This window comes from Halorussus amylolyticus (genome assembly GCF_004143485.2).
Classification (GTDB): domain Archaea; phylum Halobacteriota; class Halobacteria; order Halobacteriales; family Haladaptataceae; genus Halorussus; species Halorussus amylolyticus.
The window spans coordinates 428,129-446,610 of the sequence record NZ_ML974130.1; the positions used below are offsets into that span (position 1 = coordinate 428,129).

Sequence of the window (18,482 nt, forward strand, 5' to 3'; positions counted from 1 at the left end):
TGGGGTTTTAAAATTGTTCCCACCCCGTAACCGCGTTGCCCGTAACCCCCCCCCCCCCCCCCGGGGGGGGGGGCGGCCCCCCCCCCCCCCCGCCGCGGGTGAGCGACTCGCCGAGTGTCCGCGACTCGAAAATTTATCAGACCCGCCTCCCTCGGGGACGTATGGCTCTCACGATGGACCACGTGCCGTTCGCCTGCGCCGACCTCGACGCGACGACCGCGGAGTTCGAACGCCTCGGTCTCGCGCCGGAGTACGGCGGCGTCCACGACAACGACGCGACCCACATGTCGGTGCTCGGCTTCGACGACGACTCGTACCTCGAACTCATCTCCGAGCGCGAGGACGCCGAGGACGGCGACCACGGCTTCTGGCCCGACCACATCCGCGCCGACGCCGGACCCGCGGCGTGGTGCGTTCGCGTCCCCGATATCGTCGCCGAGTGCAAGCGCGTCCTCGAAGCGGGCCACCCCGTCCGCGGGCCGCTGTACGGTGCCCGCGAGCGCGACGACGGGACGCTCGTGGAGTGGGACCGCGCCGAGTTCGGCACCGGCGACGAGCGCCTCCTGTTCCCGTTCGCCATCGAGGACCGAACGCCGCTTTCGTACCGAGTCGCGCCGAGTCCGAGCATCGCGGGCGGTCCCCTCACCGGAATCGGGCAGGTGGTCCTCGCGGTCCGCGACCTCGACTCGGCGAGTCGGACGTTTCGGAGCCTCTACCGCGCTCCGAAGCCCGTTTTCGGGGACGTTTCGGGCTTCGGGGAAGTCGCGTCGTTTCCCGGACTCCCGGTTGCGCTGACGACCCCCGACGGCGAGCAATGGCTCGAAAGTCGAGTGGAGCGATTCGGAGAGTGTCCGTGCGCTTTCCTCCTGGCGACCGACGACCTCGAATCCGCGCGTCGGGAACATCCCCTGTTGGACTCGAAAGACTGGCCGGACGGTCGAGTGGCGTTCTTCGACAGCGAACCGTTGGGGCGTCGTCTCGGCGTCGTCGAGCGCCAGTAGTCGGCCTTCGGGGGGTCGCCAGCATCTCGATAGGGATGAACTACAAGGCCCTCCGGTCCAACGTCCACACATGGAACGACACGAGACCGACGATACTCGAAGTAGAATCGCCCGGATGGCCCTCGCGGTCGCCCTGGCACTCGTCGCGGCCCTCTCGCTTCGAAAGGGCAAGCGACTCACCGGCGCGTTGGCGGGCGTCGGCGCGCTTGCGCTGGGAGCCACCGCAACGTCCGAGACCCCCGACCTCACGGAGACGCTCGAAATCGAGACGGCCAGCGAGGGCGACAAACTGCGGTGTGCGGCCTGTGGCCGACCAATCCGTCCCGGCGAACGACGGCGACCGAACGCGAACCACGAGACCGTTCACGACACCTGCGTGGACTCGGCCGAGTAGGCGCTCGGTAACGGATTCGGGCATTCTCGACCGACGAAGATTCCTGTCTCACACGCCGAACAGTCGCAGGCCGAGTCCGGCGAACAGGAGCAACGCGCCGATGATTGCACCCACGAACGGCGGGAGGACTGGAATCGGTATCACGATTAGGAGGAGACCGGACACGATAAGTATCGTCGAGAGCCTCATACTGTTTCTTGGTTCGGCTCGTGGAAATAGGATGGGGCGATTTGGGGCGGGGTGTGGGTAGTTCGCCGCAAAACCATGTCGCCTCCCGGATTGTGAACCTCGCCGAGGCGGTCCGAGATGCTCACTTCGTTGCGCTTCCGGGCTGCGACTTGCAGGGTTCAAATCCGTCCGGCGTCAGTTTCTGCACCCGTTCGCTACGCTCACGGGTTTGAAACATGCCGCCTCCCGGATTTGAACCGGGGACAGCTCGATCTTCAGTCGAGTGCTCTCCCAGTCTGAGCTAAGGCGGCGCACTCGGAACGAAGCGTATGGCAAACAAAAGGGTTTCGAAACACGCCGACAGCGGTGAGAAATCCGACCAAATACCTTTGTTCCGAGGGAACAAACTGCACGCTATGGGTGACCGCGCTTGCTATCTCGAAGTCTGTCCCGCGTGTGACGCGCCGGTGACGATTGCGGACGAGACGTGTCCCGACTGCGGGACCGACCTCGCGTAAGTGAACTCCTGCGACGCCGGAGAGCCTTTTTGCCGTCTCGTCTCGAACTGCGTCCCATGAGCGACCCGTCCCCCCGCTCCGACGTGTTCGACTACCCCCGGTCGGCGGTGGCCGCCGACCTCGCCGGGGTCGCCGCGGTCGCGGTCGTCCTCGTCGTAATTCACGTCCTGCTCCCCGACGCGGTTCACGACCGCCTCGCGTTCGACCACTCGGCGTTCGCGCCCGCGACCCTCCTCACTGCGGCGTACGTCCACGCCGGGTACGACCACCTGCTCAACAACGTCGGCGGCTACCTCTCGCTCGCAGTCGTGACGTACCTCGTCTGTCTCACCGCCGACCGCCGGGCGTGGTTCCGCCGGACGCTCCCCGTCTTTCTGGTCGTGCTTCCCGTCGCGGTGAACCTCACCAGCTACGTCATCCTCGAATCGCGCTACCCCGGTTCGACGCCGATTTCGCGGGGGTTCTCGGGCGTCGTCGCGGGGTTCGGCGGCTTCCTGCTCGCGGCGCTCGCGGTCCAACTCCGGGCGAACTACTCGCGGGCGACCGCGTTCTTCGTGTGTCAGTTCGCGATTCTCCTCCTGCTCGCCGAACTGCTCTGGATTTACGCCGACCGCGTGAGTCCCGTCGAGGGCGGGGCGGTCGTCGTCGGCCTCGCGTTCGCGGTGTCGGGTATCGTCTCGCGGGGCCACCGGGCCGGTCTCAGCGACGACCATTTCCAGCAGGTGGGACTCGACCTCGTGTACGTCGGACTCGTGCTCTCGCTTCTCGTCTGGCTGGTCTACGGCCTGTTCCCGGCTCAACCGCTCGCCGGGGGGACGTTCACCAACATCTTCGCCCACGGCGCTGGATTCGTGGAGGGCGGCCTGCTGGCGGGGCTGACGCTCGTGGCGGTCCGGCCCTGAACGGCGGTCCGGCCCCGAAGTGGTTCTCGCAGTTCGATTCGCCGCGCTTCGAAGGGTTTATCCGCGCACTGGCCCTCAGACACCAGTAATAACCATGTCGGACAAACCCGCCTCGATGTACCGGGAAATCAGCAAGCCTGCGTACACCCGACGAGAGTACATCACCGGGATTCCCGGTTCGAAGATTGCACAGCACAAGATGGGCAACATCGAATCCGACGAGGACGACTACCCCGTCCAGATTAGCCTCAGCACCGAGGAGGAGTGTCAGCTCCGCCACGGCTCGCTCGAAGCCTCGCGCCTCTCGGCCAACCGTCACCTCCTGAAGGAGCTCGGCCCCGAGAACTACAAGATGATTCTCCGGAAGTTCCCCCACCACGTCATCCGGGAGAACAAGCAGGCGACCGGCGCGGGCGCGGACCGCGTTTCGGACGGAATGCGCCAGTCGTTCGGCAAAATCGTCGGCACCGCCGCGCGCGTCCCCCGCAACGACCGCATCTTCACCGCGTGGTGTCAGCCCGAGGACGCCCCCGTCGTGAAGGACGCGCTCCGCCGCGCGTACAACAAGATTTCGCCGCCGTGCCGCATTACCGTCGAGCGCGGCGAGGAACTGCTGGTCGCGTAAGTCGATTTTCGTTGCCTTCTTTACGTCGTTTACAAGTCGTGAGCTGTCGGCACGCTCGTCTCCTACCGAGCTGAGACGGTTCTCCGGGGTATTCGGCGCTCCCGGGGACTTTCGCCGTCGGTAGACCACCGTGCTACCCGGGTGGCGTCCAATCCACGTCACTTGGTCAGCAAAACCTCCGTAGCCCGCGCTGGCGAAGGTTATATGACAGCTCGCTACGATTTATAACTACGAATGTCTCCGTCGCTCCTCCGCATCGGCCCGTCGGCGTGGCGATTCGCGCTCGTCGGCGCACTCGCTTCGCTACCGGTCACCGCTCTCGTGAATCGACTTCCGAACTCCGAGGCGGACATCGCGGGCGGCATCATGATTGTCGGTGCGTTCATCGCGGGCGCCATCGCCGTACTGCGCTCGACGGACCCGGAGGCCGCCGGACTTCGTGCCGGTCTTCTCAGCGGCGTCGTCGCAATACTCACACCGCTCGTAGCGCCGGACGGTCTTTCTGTGGCTGGCCTGATAGCGTGGCCATCACCGCACGTACTGGTGGCGTTGGCCGTCGTAGCGCTCGTTCTCGCCTCGATGTTCGGCTTGGTGTGCGGTCGAATCGGTGGCTGGGTGGCGACCACTGTTACTACTCGCTGGACAGCGACCCCGTCGTGACGACGGTACGACCGACCGTTCGACGAACGCGCTGTCTCGACAACGGTACTCGGAATCTCCAACAGCGTCCATCGACTTTCGATACCGCGGTTCGATTCAGTGGAGGGACGTGGAGTTTGACTCCGGACGGCCATCTCTCACGACGTTGACTCCTGCGGCGGCTAAAATCAAACCACAGAGCGTGAAAATCGCGATGAGAGCCGTACCGAGAAACCCGGAGGACGCTCCGAGACTGTAGCCTGCCACCACGAGCTGTGCCCGTCCGGTTGCGACGAATCCCAACGGGATGACGCCTATCGGAACCATCGCCACCCCGAGAACGATGTCCCCGACTCGCCGCTGATTCACGAGTGACACGATGACCGGCTTTCGCTTGGCTTTTTGGCCCTTTGTCCCGTTCGTTTATCCACCTTTTTACCCACTCGCTCCCTCGGATAGCGTATGCTCACTCTCGCGGTCGCCTACCGAGAGGAGACGTTCGAGCGCATGCGCGACCCCCTCGCCGAGCGCGGCATCGAAGCGCGCCACGTCCCGACGGAGGGCCGAACAATCGCGCTCACCGACTCGCCGTGGGACGCCGACGAGTTCGACGCGGGGTTTGTCTACCCCTCGCGAGCGATGGAGGGCGGGGTGCTGGACGCTCTCGTCTCAGTCCCGTGGGTCAACGACCGCGAGGCGGTGCTCACATCGCGGAACAAGGCCGGAGTCGTCGCAACACTCGACCGTGCCGGAGTGCCGGTGCCCGAGACCGTCCTCGTCTCGAACCCCGCCGACGAGTCCGACCTCCTCGACGCCTTCGACCGCTTCGACCCGCCGGTCGTAATCAAGCCCAACTCCACGACTCGCGGGGTCGGCGTGGCGAAGGTCGGCGACGCCGACTCGTTTCTCGGCGTGACCGACTACCTCGATTTGGTCCACGACTACCGCGCCACGGGCGACAAGTCGTTTCTCGTTCAGGAGTTCGTCGCCGACGCCGCCGACTACCGCGCGATGGTCGTGAACGGCGAGTGCGTCGGCGGGGTCGAACGCCGACTCCCGGCCGACGCGCGCGCGTCCGGCCACTGGAAGCACAACGTCCACCGCGGCGCGAAAGCGACCGGCGTGGACCTCCCGGCCGACCTCCGGAGTCTGGCCGAGCGGACCGCGGAAGCCCTCGATATTCCGCTTCTCGGGGTCGATATCCTCGTCTCGGAGGACCGCGCGGTGGTCTCGGAGACCAACGCCCGGCCGACCATCGACGCCGAGACGAAGTACGACGCGGGGTTCTACGACAGGCTGGCCGGGCTGATTCGAGAGACCGCGGAGAACTGAGACAGAGCCGACTACTGCACGTCGATGTCCGCCGAGTCGTCGCCGCGCTCGAACGTGACTTCGAGGATGCCGTTGTTGTACGTCGCGGTCGCGGAGTTCTCGTCTACCTGCGTCGGGAGGCGGACGCGCTCGTCGTACTCGCGGTGGTCGCTCGCCGCACTGATGGTCAGTATCTCGCCGTCGCACTTGAGGTCGATGTCGTCCTTTTCGACGCCCGGAAGGTCGGCGATGACGCGGACGTGCTCGTCGTCCTCGTGAACGTCCACGTGGGTCTCGGTGCCGAATCCGGTCTGGCCGCCGCGCTCGACCTCCATGTCGAACTCCCCGCCCATCATCTCGTTCATCACGCGCTCTATCTCCCGAAAGAGGTCGTCGAAGGGGTCGTCGCGGTCGTCTCTTCGCATATTCCGAACTACGGAGCAAGCGGGCAAAAGCCTTTGGCACTCGGGGGTCGTTGCCGCGCTCCGGGCGAGCGAGTCGCCGAGCGTCGAATCCTAGACGCCGAAGCCGGACCCCGCGAGTCGAATCCCGGAGACGGAGGACGAACGCGGGTCGCGGCCGCGCGGCGGCGCGGCCGCGACCCGCAGCCGGTTACGTCTCCGGTCAGACTCCGCCACAACGAAACTAAATCCAGTTTCTAAATTCGGTTTTTGATACCAAATCTAGTTACTTTATCAGGGAAGGGGACGAACTGCCGACCATGAGGGGCGTGACAGGACTCGTTTCCCGGTCCCCGCACCAAGCCCGCGTCCGGGCGGTGGTCAAGACGCTCTGCTATCGGGTGTTCATGCTGTTGATAACCGTGACCGTCGCGTGGGCGGTCGTCGGCGACGTGACCGACGCGCTTAACATCGGTCTCGTCACGAACGTCGTGAAAACCGGGACGTACTACGTCTACGAACGGGCGTGGGACCGCGTTTCGTGGGGCGTGTAGTCGGGAGATGCCCCGCCCTCGGAAATAGAAGTCGAGTCTCCGACTCAGATGCCCATCCCGAGCGCCTCGTTCGTCGTCGCGATGCTCTCGGCGGCGTCGGCGGTGTTCGTCACCGCCCGAATCGCGTCTACGTTCTCAGGTACCACGTCGCTCTCCTGATGGATGGCCTGAAACAGATACAGGTCGTCGCCTTCCATCGTCACAGACTCGCCCCAGATGCAGTTCTCCCAGATGTCGCCGCGCGGGCGACCCACGTCTTGGGCGTACTCCTTGAGTTTGCCCGCGCCGTCGATGTCGAAGTGGTCGGGAATGACGAACAGCCGGGATTCGCCCTCCAGAAGCTCGCGAACCTCATCGGCGTCGGGGTCGGATTCGAGCGTGACGTTCACGCTGTGCATGTGCATCAGCGTCGCTGGCACCTTCAGCCCGAGAGTGTCGATGGCGAGGTCGGGGAAGATGGTGTTCACGTCCGGGCCGTGGTGAGAGGGGAGCGTGACCGGGTTCGGCACGATGTCGTTGATGGGACCGCGACCGGTCTGGGCGGGGTCGCCGCCGCGCCGGACCAGCGTGGCTCGGACCTTCTCGACGCCGTACTCCTCACGGAGCGGCGCGACGAGACGCGAGAGACCCGTCGTGTTGCACGAGACGACTCGGACGTGGTCGGCGTCGGTGGCGTCCGAGAAGTTCGACCGGGCGTTGAAGCTGGTGTCCACGAAGTCCGCGGACTCGCCGCCCTGATACAGCGCGGGCGTGTCGTACTCCGCGTACATCTCGGCGTTCTGCTCGCCGATGCCGCCGGGGCAGGCGTCCACCACCACGTCGCTCGCCTCGACCAGTTCCTCGACCATCCCCGCGAGTTCGACGCCCGCGTCGTCGAACAGTTCGACGCGGTCCTCGATGGCGGCGTAGAGCGGGAACTCCTTCGCCACGGCCTGCTCGGCCTCGAAGTTGGGCCGGGTCTTGGCGACGCCGACGACCTCCATGTCCGGCTGTGCGCGAACCGCGTCCGCGACTCGCTTGCCGATAGTCCCGTAGCCGTTGATTCCGACCTGTAGCATACGCCCGAAGCTCCGACGCTCTCGCGCATAATGGTTTCGGGGTCGGACGCGGGAAACTAATTCTCCTCCGAGTAAGCTTCGAAGGGAACACCTAACCCCCTCCCGCCCGACGCCCCGGACATGAGCCTGCGAGACGCGGCCGAGACCGCACTCACCCAGTGCCTCGACCTCGACGAGACCGAGTCCTGTTGCATCGTGACCGACGACAAGCGCCAGCCAATCGGCGAGGCGCTCTACGAAGTCGCCAGCCAGATTTCCGGCGACACGACCATCGTTCGCTACCCGCCGGGCGACTCGCACGGCGCGGAACCCCCCGAACCCGTCGCGGCCGCGATGGCCGGGGCCGACGTGTTCCTCGCGCCCACCACCAAGAGCCTGAGTCACACCCGCGCTCGCGGGTCGGCCAACGACGCCGGAGCGCGGGGTGCGACCCTGCCGGGAATCACCGAGGAAGTGTTCACGGCGGGTCTCGACGCCGATTACGACGAGATTCAGCGCCACTGCCTCAACGTCCTCGAACAGGTCGGCGACGCCGACGAGGTTCGCGTGACCACCCCGAAGGGCACCGACATCACCTTCGAACCCGGCGACCGCGAGTGGCTCGCCGACACCGGTATCGTCCACAACGCGGGCGAGTTCTCGAACCTCCCCGCGGGCGAGGTGTTCGTCAGCCCCGAGACCGCGAACGGCACCTACGTCGTGGACGGAACCATGATGCCCCACGGCCTGCTCGATGAGGGCCAGACGCTCGAATTCGACGTGGAAGACGGCCACGTCACCCGAATCTCCGACGACGACATCCGCGAGCAGGTCGAGACCGCGAGCGAGGCGGTCGGCGACGCGGCGTACAACCTCGCCGAACTCGGCATCGGCACGAACGTCGCGGTCACCGAACTGGTCGGCTCGGTCCTGCTCGACGAGAAGGCTGGCGGCACGGTCCACATCGCCATCGGCGACGACGCGGGCATCGGCGGCGACACCGACGCGCCCATCCACCTCGACGGTATCCTCCGAGACCCGACCGTCTACGCGGATGGCGAGGAAGTCGAACTCCCGCAGCCCTGAGTCTCACCCGACATGGAGCGCGAAATCGCGGGCCACCTCGTCCGCGGCGTCGAGGTCGGTCCCGAGACGCGGTGCGCCCACTACGACACCGACCGGGACGTGGTGGCGCTCAAATTCTCGTGCTGTGAGGCGTACTATCCGTGTTTCCGGTGTCACGGGGCGACCGCGGACCACGACGCCGAGCGACTCCCGCTCGATAGCTCGGCGTCTGCGGTTCTCTGTGGCGTTTGCGGCGCGGGCCTGACACCGCGGGCGTTCGCGGACGGCGACCACTCGTGTCCCGACTGCGGGGCCGCGTTCAATCCGGGGTGTGCCGACCACTACGACCGGTACTTCGAACTCGGCGACGCCCGACTCGACGAGTGAGGGACGTTCACCGCCCGACGAGCAGACCGTTTTCGTACCGGAATCCGGCGGACTGAAACTCCGACTGGGCGCGCTCGCGGTCGAGTTCGCCGTCGGACCCCACGAACGGAACGACGGGGTCGTTTTCGTCGAACCGGAGGTCGTCGGCCAGCCACCTCGTTCCGGCGAGCGGCGACGCGATTGGTCGCGCGTAGCCGTCGAACACCTCGTTCGCGACGAACGACTTGTCCACGAGTCGGGCGAGCGCCCGACGAAACCGCGGGTTCGCCATCGGCGCGCGCCGGGTGTTGAAGCCGATGTGATAGAACGCTCTGGTCGGCTTCGCGCTGAGTTCGAGCTCGTCCGACCGCGCGATTCGCGGCACCGTCTTCGCGCTCAGACCCGTGATGGTCGCGTCGGCCTCTCCGCTGGCGACCAGTTCTACCGCCGACACGTCCGACGACGTGACCCGAACCGAGAGGCGGTCGATGGACGCGTCCCCGAAGCGCTCGACCGCGTCGATGTCGTCGTCTCGCCAGAGGAAGTGGTCGTCGTAGCGTTCGAGCAAGAGCATCTCGCGGGGCGACCGCCGGACGAACTCGAACGGGCCGCTCCCGACCGGGTCCGGGTTGTTCCACACCAGCGCCTCGGTCACGTCGTCCTGGAGGTCGATACCCGCGATAGAGGTGAGTTCGGTCTGGTCGCTCCAGACCTCCTCGGGGAGTATCGGCAGGGTCAGCGCGCGCTCGGCGACCGCCTCGCCGGCGTCCTCGAATTCGAGGCGTACCGTCCGGTCGTCCACCGATTCGACGTCGGTGACGAGCGACGACCGGCCACGGTAGCGACTCGCGGGCACCGGACTCTCGGCCTCCCTGAGCGAGGTGTCCACGAGGAACCGATACGTGAACGCCACGTCGTCGGCGGTGAGGGGTTCGCCGTCGTGCCACGCCAGGTCGTCGCGGAGCGTCACCCTCGCGGCCCGGCCTCCGTCGGTCTCCCACTCCCAGTCGGACGCGAGCCACGGTCTGGTCTCGCCGTCGAACCGCCTCGCGAGCGGGTCGTACAGCAGGTCGGTGAACGTCCCGTGGCGTCGGAACTCCACGGCGAGCGGATTGAGGTTCTCGGTTACGCGCTGGTCGGTGAGAACCCCTCGAAACTCGTCGTCGGGTTGGGGTTCGTCGGTGTCGTCGTCGGTCCTGGCCGCGAGGTAGCCGAGCGGCGTGTTCGGGCCGTAGTCGGTCCACCCCGTGAACCGCCCGCGTCGAATCGCCTGAATCACGTCGGGTGCCACGACGGGAACGAACGGCTGTTCGCGCGCCACGATGGTCTGGGCGTCGTCCACGGCCTCGGCCCGCTCGCTCGATTCGGCGGTGCGTTGGGCCTCCAGTCGCTCGTCGAGTTCGAGGTCGGCGAATCCGAACGGATTCTGCCACCCCGACTCGCCCGAGAACGCAGAGTGGAGCAGCGGGTACAGCACGTCGGGGTCGATGTGGCTCGCTTCGGGGAACTGGCCGACGTACACGTCGAACTCCCGATTGAGGAGGACCTGTCGCTGAAGCTCTTCGAGCGCCATCGGCACGACGGTGGCGTCGATACCGGCCTCGCGACACTGCTTGGCGAACTCGCGCGCGATTCGAACCGAGTACTCGTCGCTGTCGGCGGGGACGGTCTTGACCTGAATCGAGACCTGCCTCGGCGAGGTGCGCCCGAAGACGCTCCGAACTCGCTTGATGCACCCCGCGGTGCTGGCGGCGGCGACCGCCGACCCTCCGGCCAGTAGCTCCCTGCGCGTGAACCGCGACTCGGATTTCGGGTCGGAACTCACAGTTTCTCACTCCCTGTGTAGAGTCGCCTGAATCCGACCGGTAACTTCGGGTAGTCGTCTCTCGCCACCATCCAGAACAGGCCGCCGCCGACCACGAAGACGGCGAACGTCCCGGCCACGAGGTTGCCGAGCATCCAGTCGTAGTACAGGCCGTACGGCGTGCGGTCGAACGGCGCGAGCAGTCGGACCCCGCCCGTCGCGATGTCAGCGAGCAGGTGCGACCCGTATCCGATGGCGGCCGCGCGCCACTGGCCGACGCTCGCGGCGAGCAACACGACGAGTCCCATCGCGAACAGCGAGTGGGTGATTCCCCGGTGGGTCCAGAGCGCCCCGGTCACGTACCCCCGATAGAGAAGCGGGGCGAACAGGTACCGGTCGAGGTCGGGGAGTCCCCCACAGGGAACCACCACGAGATACGGTTCGACCTGCTGGGTCCGAAGCAGAATCATGACCAATGCAACACCGAGCAGGATGTGGATGCCGTCCGCGACCATCCGACCTACTCGACTCCTCTCGGGGCGCGAATTTCGAACGTGCTTTCTCTCGACATACCCGCTACAGTCACAGGGGGCCGATAAAGCGTTGCTGGTGTCGCCGACCGGGACATACTTGTACTATCTGTGGGTACCATTCGAGAATGGTCTCACGCCGAACCGTCCGCATCGCATTCGCCGTCGCGGTCGTCGCCTCCGCACTGGTCCTCGTCGCGGGCTACGCGGGCTCGCCGGGGGAGAGCCTCAACGCAGGCGACCAGTCGGTCGAGGAGGCGTTCCGGAGCGGAACGTCCGACTCGGTCGTCGAACCGCGGGACAACATCACGGTGGTCGCCACCGACTCGAACGCCGTCGTCACCGACGACGGCTCCGGGCCGCGCGCGCAGGCCGAACTCGCCGCGTTTGCGTCCGACGGATCCGTACTGTACTACAACAACAGCCACACCCGGTACTGGGACGTGGACCCCGTCCCGAACACCACCCACTCGGTGACGTACGTGTTCGCCGACCACCTCACTGCGGACGAGTGTCACTCCGACAGCGTCTGCACGCGCAACGGCATCGAGCGCGTGAATCTCTCGACCGGCGAGGTCGAGCGGATGTACTCGCGGGTCACGCCCGGCAAGCACTCGACCCGGTGGCACGATGCCGACCGAATCGACGACGATAGGTTCGTTGTGGCCGACATCTACCGCGACAGAGTGTTCGTCGCGAACGTCTCGTCGGGCCTGACCGAGTGGGAGTGGGAGGCCCAAGAGGACTTCCCGCTGTCGGGCGGCGGCGAGTATCCCGAGGACTGGACCCACGTCAACGACGTGGAAGTACTCGACAACGGCACCATCATGGCGAGTCTGCGAAATCAAGACCAGGTCGTGTTCCTCGACCGCGAGACGGGACTCCTCGAAAACTACACGCTCGGTGCCGAGGACGACTACGACATCCTCTACGAGCAGCACAACCCCGACTACATCTCCGAGGAGGAGGGCGGCCCCGCCGTTCTCGTCGGCGACAGCGAGAACGGCCGGGTCGTCGAGTACCAGCGCGAGGCAGGCGACTGGGAACGGACGTGGTCGTGGACCGACGACCGGATGCAGTGGCCCCGGGACGCCGACCGTCTGCCGAACGGTCACACCCTCATCACCGACTCGAACGGCGACCGCGTCTTCGAAATCGACGACGAGGGCGAGGTCGTCTGGAGCGTGGACGTCGGCTTCCCCTACGAGGCCGAACGCCTCGGCACGGGCGACGAGAGCGCGGGCGGTCCGAGCGCCGAGTCCGCGGACATCCCCTCGCGCTCGGCCGACGAGAGCGCCGACGACCGCGGTCCGCTCGGCCAACTCCGGGCGGCGCTCGTGGGACTGCTCCCGCCGAAAATCGTGAACGGCATCGTCTACATCCTCCCGACGTGGTTCGGGACGGCCCAGATACTCGCGCTCGTCGCGGGCGTCCCGGCGCTGGTCGGGTGGGCGGTCACCGAGTGGCGCTGGAGCGGCCGGTCCGTAGAGGTCCGGTGGCCGATTCGGTTCCGGGAGTGAGTCTGCAGGGCGGTCGCGAGTCGAACCGTCCGGCCCGGCGGCCGCCGGGCCGGACGGTTCGGTTCGACTGATTTTGATTCGACTGATTTCGGGTCGAAGGTCGCCGCCATCGCTGACGGACGGCGGCGTCCGTCCAGACGCCGCCGTCCCGAGACCGGACGCCGCCGAACCGAGAGACATTAAACGCCGGTCTTCGCATTCGAACGTGTGATTCGCGAACCTGCCGACCGACGTCCGCTCGCGCTCGTGTTGAGCGTCGGCGTCGGTGTCGCGCTCCTCTACCTCGCGACGAACCGCTACCCCGCCCACGGCGCGGGGCTGTACGCCCTCATCGCCGAGGAAATCGCGGGCCACGGCTACGGTCTCCCCGAGACGATTCCCCACTACACCGCCGAGGGAATCCCGTTCGCGTACCCGCCGCTGGCGTTCTACGGCTTCGCGCTCCTCCTCGACGCGGGGTTCGACCCGATAGCCGTCGCGCGGTTCGTCCCGCCCCTGCTCACGGTGGTGTACCTCGTCCCGACCTACCTCCTCGGGCGGGAGCTACTCGACAGTCGAGCGCAGGGGGCCGCGGCCGCGGTGCTGGTCGCGCTCAACCCACAGATACTCGAATGGCACCTCTCGTCCGGCGGACTCGTCCGTTCCACTGGCTTTCTGCTCGCCACCTCGTGCATCTACGCGGGGCTTCGGGTGTTCCGCGACGGCGACCGGCGGTGGCTCCCCGTGGGAATCGGCCTGTTCGGTCTCACGGTTCTCACGCACCCGACCTACACCCTGTTCACCGTGCTGACCTACGTCCTGCTCTGGGCGACGTTCGACCGCACGCCGCGCGGACTCGGGGCGGGTCTCGCGGTCGGTCTCGGCGGGGCGGCGCTCGCCGCGCCGTGGTGGGTCCAAATCGTCGGCACCCACGGCGCGGACGTGTTCGCCGGGGCGGCCGGGACCCACGGCGGAGTCGGCGGCGGTATCATCTCTGGGCTGTCGGCGTGGGCGCTCGTCCCCATCGCGGCCGGGGTGGTCGCGTTCGCGGCCGGGTATCGGTTCCTCCCGGCGTGGCTGTTCGCGGCCGAGTTCTTCGTCGAGCAGTCGCGCTTCTCGTACTTCATCGGGGCGTTCGTCCTCGTCCTCGTCGCGGTCGAAGTAGTCGCGCCTCGTCTCCGTGAGGCGGGTCACCTCCGGGGACCGGGTAGCCTCCGCGACGGACGACTCGCGGGCGTCCCGCTCGCGGTGCTGGCGGTGTCGGGCGTCGTCCTCGGTTTCGGCTACTTGGGAGCCGAGATGACCGGCGCGGCGGGTCCGGACGAGATAACCCCCGAGTTCCTCGACGACGAGGACCTGCAGGCGATGGCGTGGGCGTCCGAGGAGACGGACGCCGACGCCACGTTCGTCGTCCTGGGCGACGCCGCCGAGTGGTTCCCACAGCAGACTCACCGAACCATGCTGGTCGGGCCGTGGGGCGTCGAGTGGCGCGGTTCGGAGGCGTACCAGTCGCACCTCTACGCGTTCGAGAACGCCTCGGCGTGCCCGACCGTCGATTGCGTCGAGGGCTGGACCGACAGCGTGGACGCCGAACCCGATTACCTCTACGTGCCGCGCGACGGCTACACCATCCGGGGCGAGGAGTTCGTCAGCGACGGCGCGCTGGAGCGCGACCTGCGGGAATCCGACCGCCACGAACTCGTCTACGAGAACGACGGCGTCGCGGTGTATCGGGTCGCCGGGGACTGATAGGGTCGGTTGTAATTCTTCACCGGCCCACATCCGTCGCCGGACTGTTTCCGCCCGATTCACCGGAGAGAGCGTGCTCCTGGTGAAAATAGTTACAACCGACCCTATGAGACGCTTCGGAGCGATTTCTCGAAGCGCGTCGCGCTCTCTCCGTCTGATTTCCTCGCGCCCCTCTCCCGTCCGTCCGATGCGTATATGTGCATACTTCCAGCGAATATCCGGGGCAATATACACACAGGAATGGAAACGCCTTAGTCCGGCGACGGCAACCCAACGAGCATGAGCACACCGCGGAGGCGGTCGCCGTGACGAGCGTCAAGGAGTTCCGCGTCGAGGCCGAACCCTCGCCCAACGCCCTCGGGCGCGGGGCGTTCGTCTTCACCGACGACTACTCGGTGTTCGACTGGGGCAAGATGCCCGACGAGATTCCCGAGAAGGGCGCGAGCCTCTGTTCGATGGGCGCGTTCAACTTCGAACTGCTCGAAGACGAGGGAGTGCCGACCCACTACCGCGGAGTCGTTTCGGGTGGAGACGACGGGGAGGACGAAGTCGTCTCGCTCGCCGACGCCGACGAACCGCCGACCGAGATGGCTATCGACCTGACGCAGGTCCCCGACCTGCCGCGGTCCGGACGGAACTACGATTACGACGCCTATCACGCCGCGGCGGGCGACAATTACCTCGTCCCGCTCGAAGTCGTGTTCCGGAACAGCGTCCCCGTGGGGTCGAGTCTCCGGCGTCGCGCCGACCCGAGCGACGTTGGACTCGACTTCCCCGAGTGGCCCGAGGGCGTCGTCCAGTTGGAGAAACCCATCGTGGAGTTCTCCACCAAGTACGAGGAGAGCGACCGCTACCTCTCCAGAACCGAGGCCGACCGAATCGCCGGGAAGGCCGACATCGCGGACCTCGAAGCAGTCGCGCGCGAGGTCAATCGCGTCGTGACCGAGCGCGCCGCGACCGCCGACCTGACCCACGAGGACGGCAAAATCGAGTGTCTCTACGTCGGCGGCGAGATTCGCGTTGCCGACGTGGTCGGCACCTTCGACGAGAATCGGTTCACGTTCCACGGCCAGCAGGTCAGCAAGGAGTTCATCCGCCAGTACCACAAGCGAACTCAGCCTGAGTGGGTCGAAGCGGTCGCACAGGCCAAGGAGACCGCAAAATCTCGCGGGCTGGCCGACTGGAAATCGCTGTGCGACCTCGACCCCGAACCCCTCGACGGGGGCGTCGTCGAGGCTGCAAGCGACCTCTACGCCGCCGGGACGAACGCCTACATCGGCCGGGAACTGTTCGATGCGCCCGCGCTGGAGGACGCAGTGGCGGTCGTGCGCGACCTCTGAGTTCGGGATGGGCTTTCGGGCGAACTGATTTTCGTTGGGTTTCGGCCGGTGACACGGCCGCCGGGAACCGCCCGGTGAACCGACCATCGGGGCGGGACTGAAAGGGGTCGCGCGCTGGCGGGTCGAAGGCCCATGGCCGTCTCTGCGGGCGACTATTTCCGCGTCGGTACGTTGCGGTGAGGCGCGGAAATATCCCGCAGAGCGGCCGCCAGCGCGCGAGGGCTTTCGGAACCGTCTCGGAGTTTGCCGAGCTGTCGGTTTCTCTACCGTTCGTCACGTTTCACAGCGGGCACAACGCCTAACTCCGAGCGCGGGGTCGTTCGTACCCATGAGTGGGTGGACCGGCGTCAGCGACCGTGCGACCCCGCTCGTCCGGGCCGGAATCGTGCTCGGCGCGGGACTCGGTGGGTTCTTCGACGGCATCGTGATACACCAACTCCTCCAGTGGCACCACATGCTGAGTTCCCACCCCGACCCGAGCGTGGCGACCGACCTGCGCCTGAACGTGTTCTGGGACGGTCTCTTCCACGTCGGGACGTACCTGTTCACCGTCGGGGGCGTGGCGCTGGTCGTTCGCGCGTGGCGCGCGCCGGGCGTGCCACCGTCGGGTCGGACCCTGCTCGGGGCCACGGTAGCGGGGTGGGGGGTGTTCAACCTCGTGGAGGGGACGGTGAACCACTTCCTGCTCGGTATCCACCACGTCTGGCCCGAAGGGCCGGGCGGCGTGCTGGTGTGGGACGTGCTGTTTCTGGTCTGGGGTGCAGTCTTCCTCGCCGGCGGTCTCGCGGTGATTCGGACGGACTCGACGGTCGCATCCGACCGTCGTGCGGACGAGACGCCCGAGACCGACTGAGTGACGAACCCGAACGCGTTGGGCTCTCGTACGCTCCGAACCGCAGACAGCAGGCAGAAAAACTCGGGTGCTCACGGCCCTTTCACCCCTCGCGACCGGTGATTCGGCGTCGGTGGGACGTGTCACGTAACGACAGGCGCTGAATTGCATCGCGGGACGATTCCCGGTGGACTGGACCACCGGCCGCATCGACCTCACCGTCGCCGCGAAATCGACACCGGCCACCGGACCGACGCCGACCACGACGACCAGTACGCCTCCGCCCCGACCCAGACGAGCACGACGAGCGCGAGCGCCGCGAGCGCGACGAGTTCGCCGCCACCCATCCAAATCGGCGTGACGTACATCACCGAGTTGGCGATTCGGCCGGGGAGCAGGCCCTTCACGACGAGCCACGTCCTGTCGAGGACCCCCGAGTCCGCGGTCGGTTCCCGGGTGGCGGCGTCGGCTTCGCCGTCGCCGCCACCGCCGCGATTCGATTCGAGGTCGGCCTCGCTCGCGGCGGGGCCGCCTTCGCTCTCGTCGCCCGTGTCGAGTCGCTCGGCCTCGTAGGGGAACGCGATGTCCACGCTCCAGACGATGTCGCCCGATTCGTCCACTTCGAACACGCGATTCCCGTTCGAGTCGGTGATGAGGGTGTTGCCGTTCGGTAGGCGGTCGGCGTCGCGGGGCCACTGCATTCGGGCGTCCTGCCAGACCCACGATTGGTCCCACTGCCACGCGCCGGTCTCGTTCTCGCCGGTTCGCTGGTACTCGACCACGCGGTTGTTCTCGCTGTCGCCGACGAGGACGGCCGGACCACCGTTCTCCTCGGGGATGTAATCCGGATTGTGCTGCTCGTAGAGCACGTCGTAGTCGTTCTCGTTGCCGAGGGTGCGGTTCTCGACAACACCCTCCTCGCGGTCGAGGAAGACGACCCGGTCCTGATTCCGCATGCTGACCATGATGGTGCCGTCGTCGAGCACCTCCACGTCGTTCAGGTGGGTCCAGTCCTCGGGGTAGGGTCCGCCCGAGGAGAGCGAGAAGTCGCGCTGGGCGTCCCACTCCCACTCCACCATATCGGTCGTGGTGTTGACGACGAACACCCGGTCGCGGTAGATGTCGGCCACGACGAGCCGCTCGTCGCCGAGGCGGTCGGCGTCGTGCCACCGGGTCGAGTGCTTGCCGGGCGTGATTCTGCTGTAGACGCGCTCGAGCTCGCCGGTCGAGAGGTTCGCGCGCTCGACCACGTTCCGCGTACAGACCGTGGTTGCGCTGCACTCGTCCTCCGAGAGGTGTTGGGCGGCGACGTACATCACCGAGTGGGTGGTGTTCGGCACCGGGTCTACGTCCCAGTACCGGGTGTGGCTGTCGTTGTAGTAGAGCGTGCTCCCGTTCGGCGCGAACGCGACCAGTTCGGCCCGCGCTCGCGGTCCCTCGCTCTCCTCGCCGAGCCACGTGTTCGAGTCGGTCGCGACCACCGTGATATCGTCGCGCGGTTCGGCGTCGAAGGTCGGCCGCCCATCCGACGTTTCGGCCGACGCCGAGAGGTATCCGGTGGCGACCGCGAACGCCGACGCCACGACGAGTCCGACGAACAACACCCGAACGGCGTCCCGAGCACGCATTTGGTTCGGGTTTCGCGGGAGCCGTCTTTGTTATCCGGAGATTAGCCCGAGAATCGCCGCGGTTGCGGGGGGCGCGGGGGCGCGGGAACGCCGCGGCCGGGGGAAGGTGGGGAAATCGG

The 18,482-nt window shown here is 66.8% G+C and carries 19 protein-coding genes and 1 tRNA gene; 14 read left to right on the forward strand and 6 right to left on the reverse strand.

Translation table 11 applies throughout. The annotated features are described in order from the left end of the window. Positions 1 to 161: 161 nt before the first annotated feature. Both EKH81_RS02155 and EKH81_RS02160 read left to right on the forward strand, forming a co-directional pair. Positions 162 to 1,001, forward strand: coding sequence for a VOC family protein (locus EKH81_RS02155; RefSeq protein WP_132057979.1), 840 nt, complete (start codon positions 162 to 164; stop codon positions 999 to 1,001). Positions 1,002 to 1,071: 70 nt separating this feature from the next. Continuing rightward, positions 1,072 to 1,395, forward strand: a complete 324-nt coding sequence (locus EKH81_RS02160; RefSeq protein WP_132057978.1) for a DUF2892 domain-containing protein — start codon at positions 1,072 to 1,074, stop codon at positions 1,393 to 1,395. Positions 1,396 to 1,800: 405 nt separating this feature from the next. On the opposite strand, the gene EKH81_RS02165 is transcribed toward EKH81_RS02160, so the two are convergent. Further along, positions 1,801 to 1,874: transfer RNA gene (locus tag EKH81_RS02165), tRNA-Phe, on the reverse strand. Positions 1,875 to 1,979: 105 nt separating this feature from the next. Between EKH81_RS02165 and EKH81_RS02170 the strand changes: the two genes are divergently transcribed. The 5 genes from EKH81_RS02170 (at position 1,980) to EKH81_RS02190 (ending at position 5,579) form a co-directional block, all read left to right on the forward strand. Continuing rightward, entirely contained in the window at positions 1,980 to 2,081 is a 102-nt protein-coding gene (locus tag EKH81_RS02170; protein WP_132057977.1) for a zinc ribbon domain-containing protein, read from the forward strand. A 56-nt stretch (positions 2,082 to 2,137) separates the two neighbouring features. Then, complete coding sequence (locus tag EKH81_RS02175) at positions 2,138 to 2,983, forward strand: hypothetical protein (RefSeq protein WP_162224345.1); 846 nt, start codon at positions 2,138 to 2,140, stop codon at positions 2,981 to 2,983. Positions 2,984 to 3,077: 94 nt separating this feature from the next. After that, the gene (locus tag EKH81_RS02180; protein ID WP_132057976.1) at positions 3,078 to 3,608 is read left to right on the forward strand and encodes a 50S ribosomal protein L16; all 531 of its coding nucleotides are present in this window, start codon (positions 3,078 to 3,080) and stop codon (positions 3,606 to 3,608) included. Between the two features lie 234 nt (positions 3,609 to 3,842). Next, complete coding sequence (locus EKH81_RS02185) at positions 3,843 to 4,268, forward strand: DUF5518 domain-containing protein (RefSeq protein ID WP_132057975.1); 426 nt, start codon at positions 3,843 to 3,845, stop codon at positions 4,266 to 4,268. Between the two features lie 441 nt (positions 4,269 to 4,709). Further along, positions 4,710 to 5,579, forward strand: a complete 870-nt coding sequence (locus tag EKH81_RS02190; RefSeq protein ID WP_132057974.1) for an ATP-grasp domain-containing protein — start codon at positions 4,710 to 4,712, stop codon at positions 5,577 to 5,579. Positions 5,580 to 5,590: 11 nt separating this feature from the next. Here the strand turns inward: EKH81_RS02190 and EKH81_RS02195 are convergent, their stop codons facing one another. After that, positions 5,591 to 5,983, reverse strand: a complete 393-nt coding sequence (locus EKH81_RS02195; protein ID WP_132057973.1) for an Hsp20/alpha crystallin family protein — start codon at positions 5,981 to 5,983, stop codon at positions 5,591 to 5,593. A gap of 296 nt (positions 5,984 to 6,279) precedes the next feature. Between EKH81_RS02195 and EKH81_RS02200 the strand changes: the two genes are divergently transcribed. After that, complete coding sequence (locus EKH81_RS02200) at positions 6,280 to 6,513, forward strand: DUF2061 domain-containing protein (RefSeq protein WP_132057972.1); 234 nt, start codon at positions 6,280 to 6,282, stop codon at positions 6,511 to 6,513. A gap of 44 nt (positions 6,514 to 6,557) precedes the next feature. Here EKH81_RS02200 and EKH81_RS02205 read toward each other — a convergent pair whose 3' ends face one another. Further along, positions 6,558 to 7,571, reverse strand: a complete 1,014-nt coding sequence (locus tag EKH81_RS02205) for a type II glyceraldehyde-3-phosphate dehydrogenase (RefSeq protein WP_132057971.1) — start codon at positions 7,569 to 7,571, stop codon at positions 6,558 to 6,560. Positions 7,572 to 7,691: 120 nt separating this feature from the next. On the opposite strand from EKH81_RS02205, the gene EKH81_RS02210 reads away from it, so the two are divergent. Together EKH81_RS02210 and EKH81_RS02215 are read left to right on the forward strand one after the other, a co-directional pair. Next, the gene (locus EKH81_RS02210; protein WP_132057970.1) at positions 7,692 to 8,636 is read left to right on the forward strand and encodes an aminopeptidase; all 945 of its coding nucleotides are present in this window, start codon (positions 7,692 to 7,694) and stop codon (positions 8,634 to 8,636) included. A gap of 12 nt (positions 8,637 to 8,648) precedes the next feature. Next, positions 8,649 to 9,002 (forward strand): CHY zinc finger protein, encoded by a 354-nt coding sequence (locus EKH81_RS02215; RefSeq protein ID WP_132057969.1) that lies wholly within the window; start codon positions 8,649 to 8,651, stop codon positions 9,000 to 9,002. A 7-nt stretch (positions 9,003 to 9,009) separates the two neighbouring features. On the opposite strand, the gene EKH81_RS02220 is transcribed toward EKH81_RS02215, so the two are convergent. Continuing rightward, the gene (locus tag EKH81_RS02220; protein ID WP_132057968.1) at positions 9,010 to 10,806 is read right to left on the reverse strand and encodes an ABC transporter substrate-binding protein; all 1,797 of its coding nucleotides are present in this window, start codon (positions 10,804 to 10,806) and stop codon (positions 9,010 to 9,012) included. Beyond that, a complete protein-coding gene (locus EKH81_RS02225) occupies positions 10,803 to 11,300 on the reverse strand; it encodes a metal-dependent hydrolase (RefSeq protein WP_132057967.1) in 498 nt (165 codons plus the stop codon). Before EKH81_RS02225 ends, EKH81_RS02220 begins: the two co-directional genes overlap by 4 nt. 143 nt (positions 11,301 to 11,443) lie before the next feature. On the opposite strand from EKH81_RS02225, the gene EKH81_RS02230 reads away from it, so the two are divergent. The 4 genes from EKH81_RS02230 to EKH81_RS02245 all read left to right on the forward strand — a co-directional run bounded on the left by EKH81_RS02230 (position 11,444) and on the right by EKH81_RS02245 (position 16,756). After that, positions 11,444 to 12,835 carry an aryl-sulfate sulfotransferase gene (locus EKH81_RS02230; protein ID WP_132057966.1) on the forward strand — a complete coding sequence of 464 codons (1,392 nt, stop codon included), beginning with the start codon at positions 11,444 to 11,446 and terminating at the stop codon, positions 12,833 to 12,835. A gap of 207 nt (positions 12,836 to 13,042) precedes the next feature. Continuing rightward, a complete protein-coding gene (locus EKH81_RS02235) occupies positions 13,043 to 14,563 on the forward strand; it encodes a glycosyltransferase family 39 protein (protein WP_132057965.1) in 1,521 nt (506 codons plus the stop codon). A gap of 305 nt (positions 14,564 to 14,868) precedes the next feature. Further along, the gene (locus tag EKH81_RS02240; protein WP_132057964.1) at positions 14,869 to 15,903 is read left to right on the forward strand and encodes a phosphoribosylaminoimidazolesuccinocarboxamide synthase; all 1,035 of its coding nucleotides are present in this window, start codon (positions 14,869 to 14,871) and stop codon (positions 15,901 to 15,903) included. A gap of 328 nt (positions 15,904 to 16,231) precedes the next feature. Next, a complete protein-coding gene (locus EKH81_RS02245) occupies positions 16,232 to 16,756 on the forward strand; it encodes a DUF2243 domain-containing protein (RefSeq protein ID WP_132057963.1) in 525 nt (174 codons plus the stop codon). 194 nt (positions 16,757 to 16,950) lie between these two features. On the opposite strand, the gene EKH81_RS02250 is transcribed toward EKH81_RS02245, so the two are convergent. Continuing rightward, entirely contained in the window at positions 16,951 to 18,363 is a 1,413-nt protein-coding gene (locus EKH81_RS02250; RefSeq protein WP_132057962.1) for an arylsulfotransferase family protein, read from the reverse strand. Positions 18,364 to 18,482: the final 119 nt, after the last annotated feature.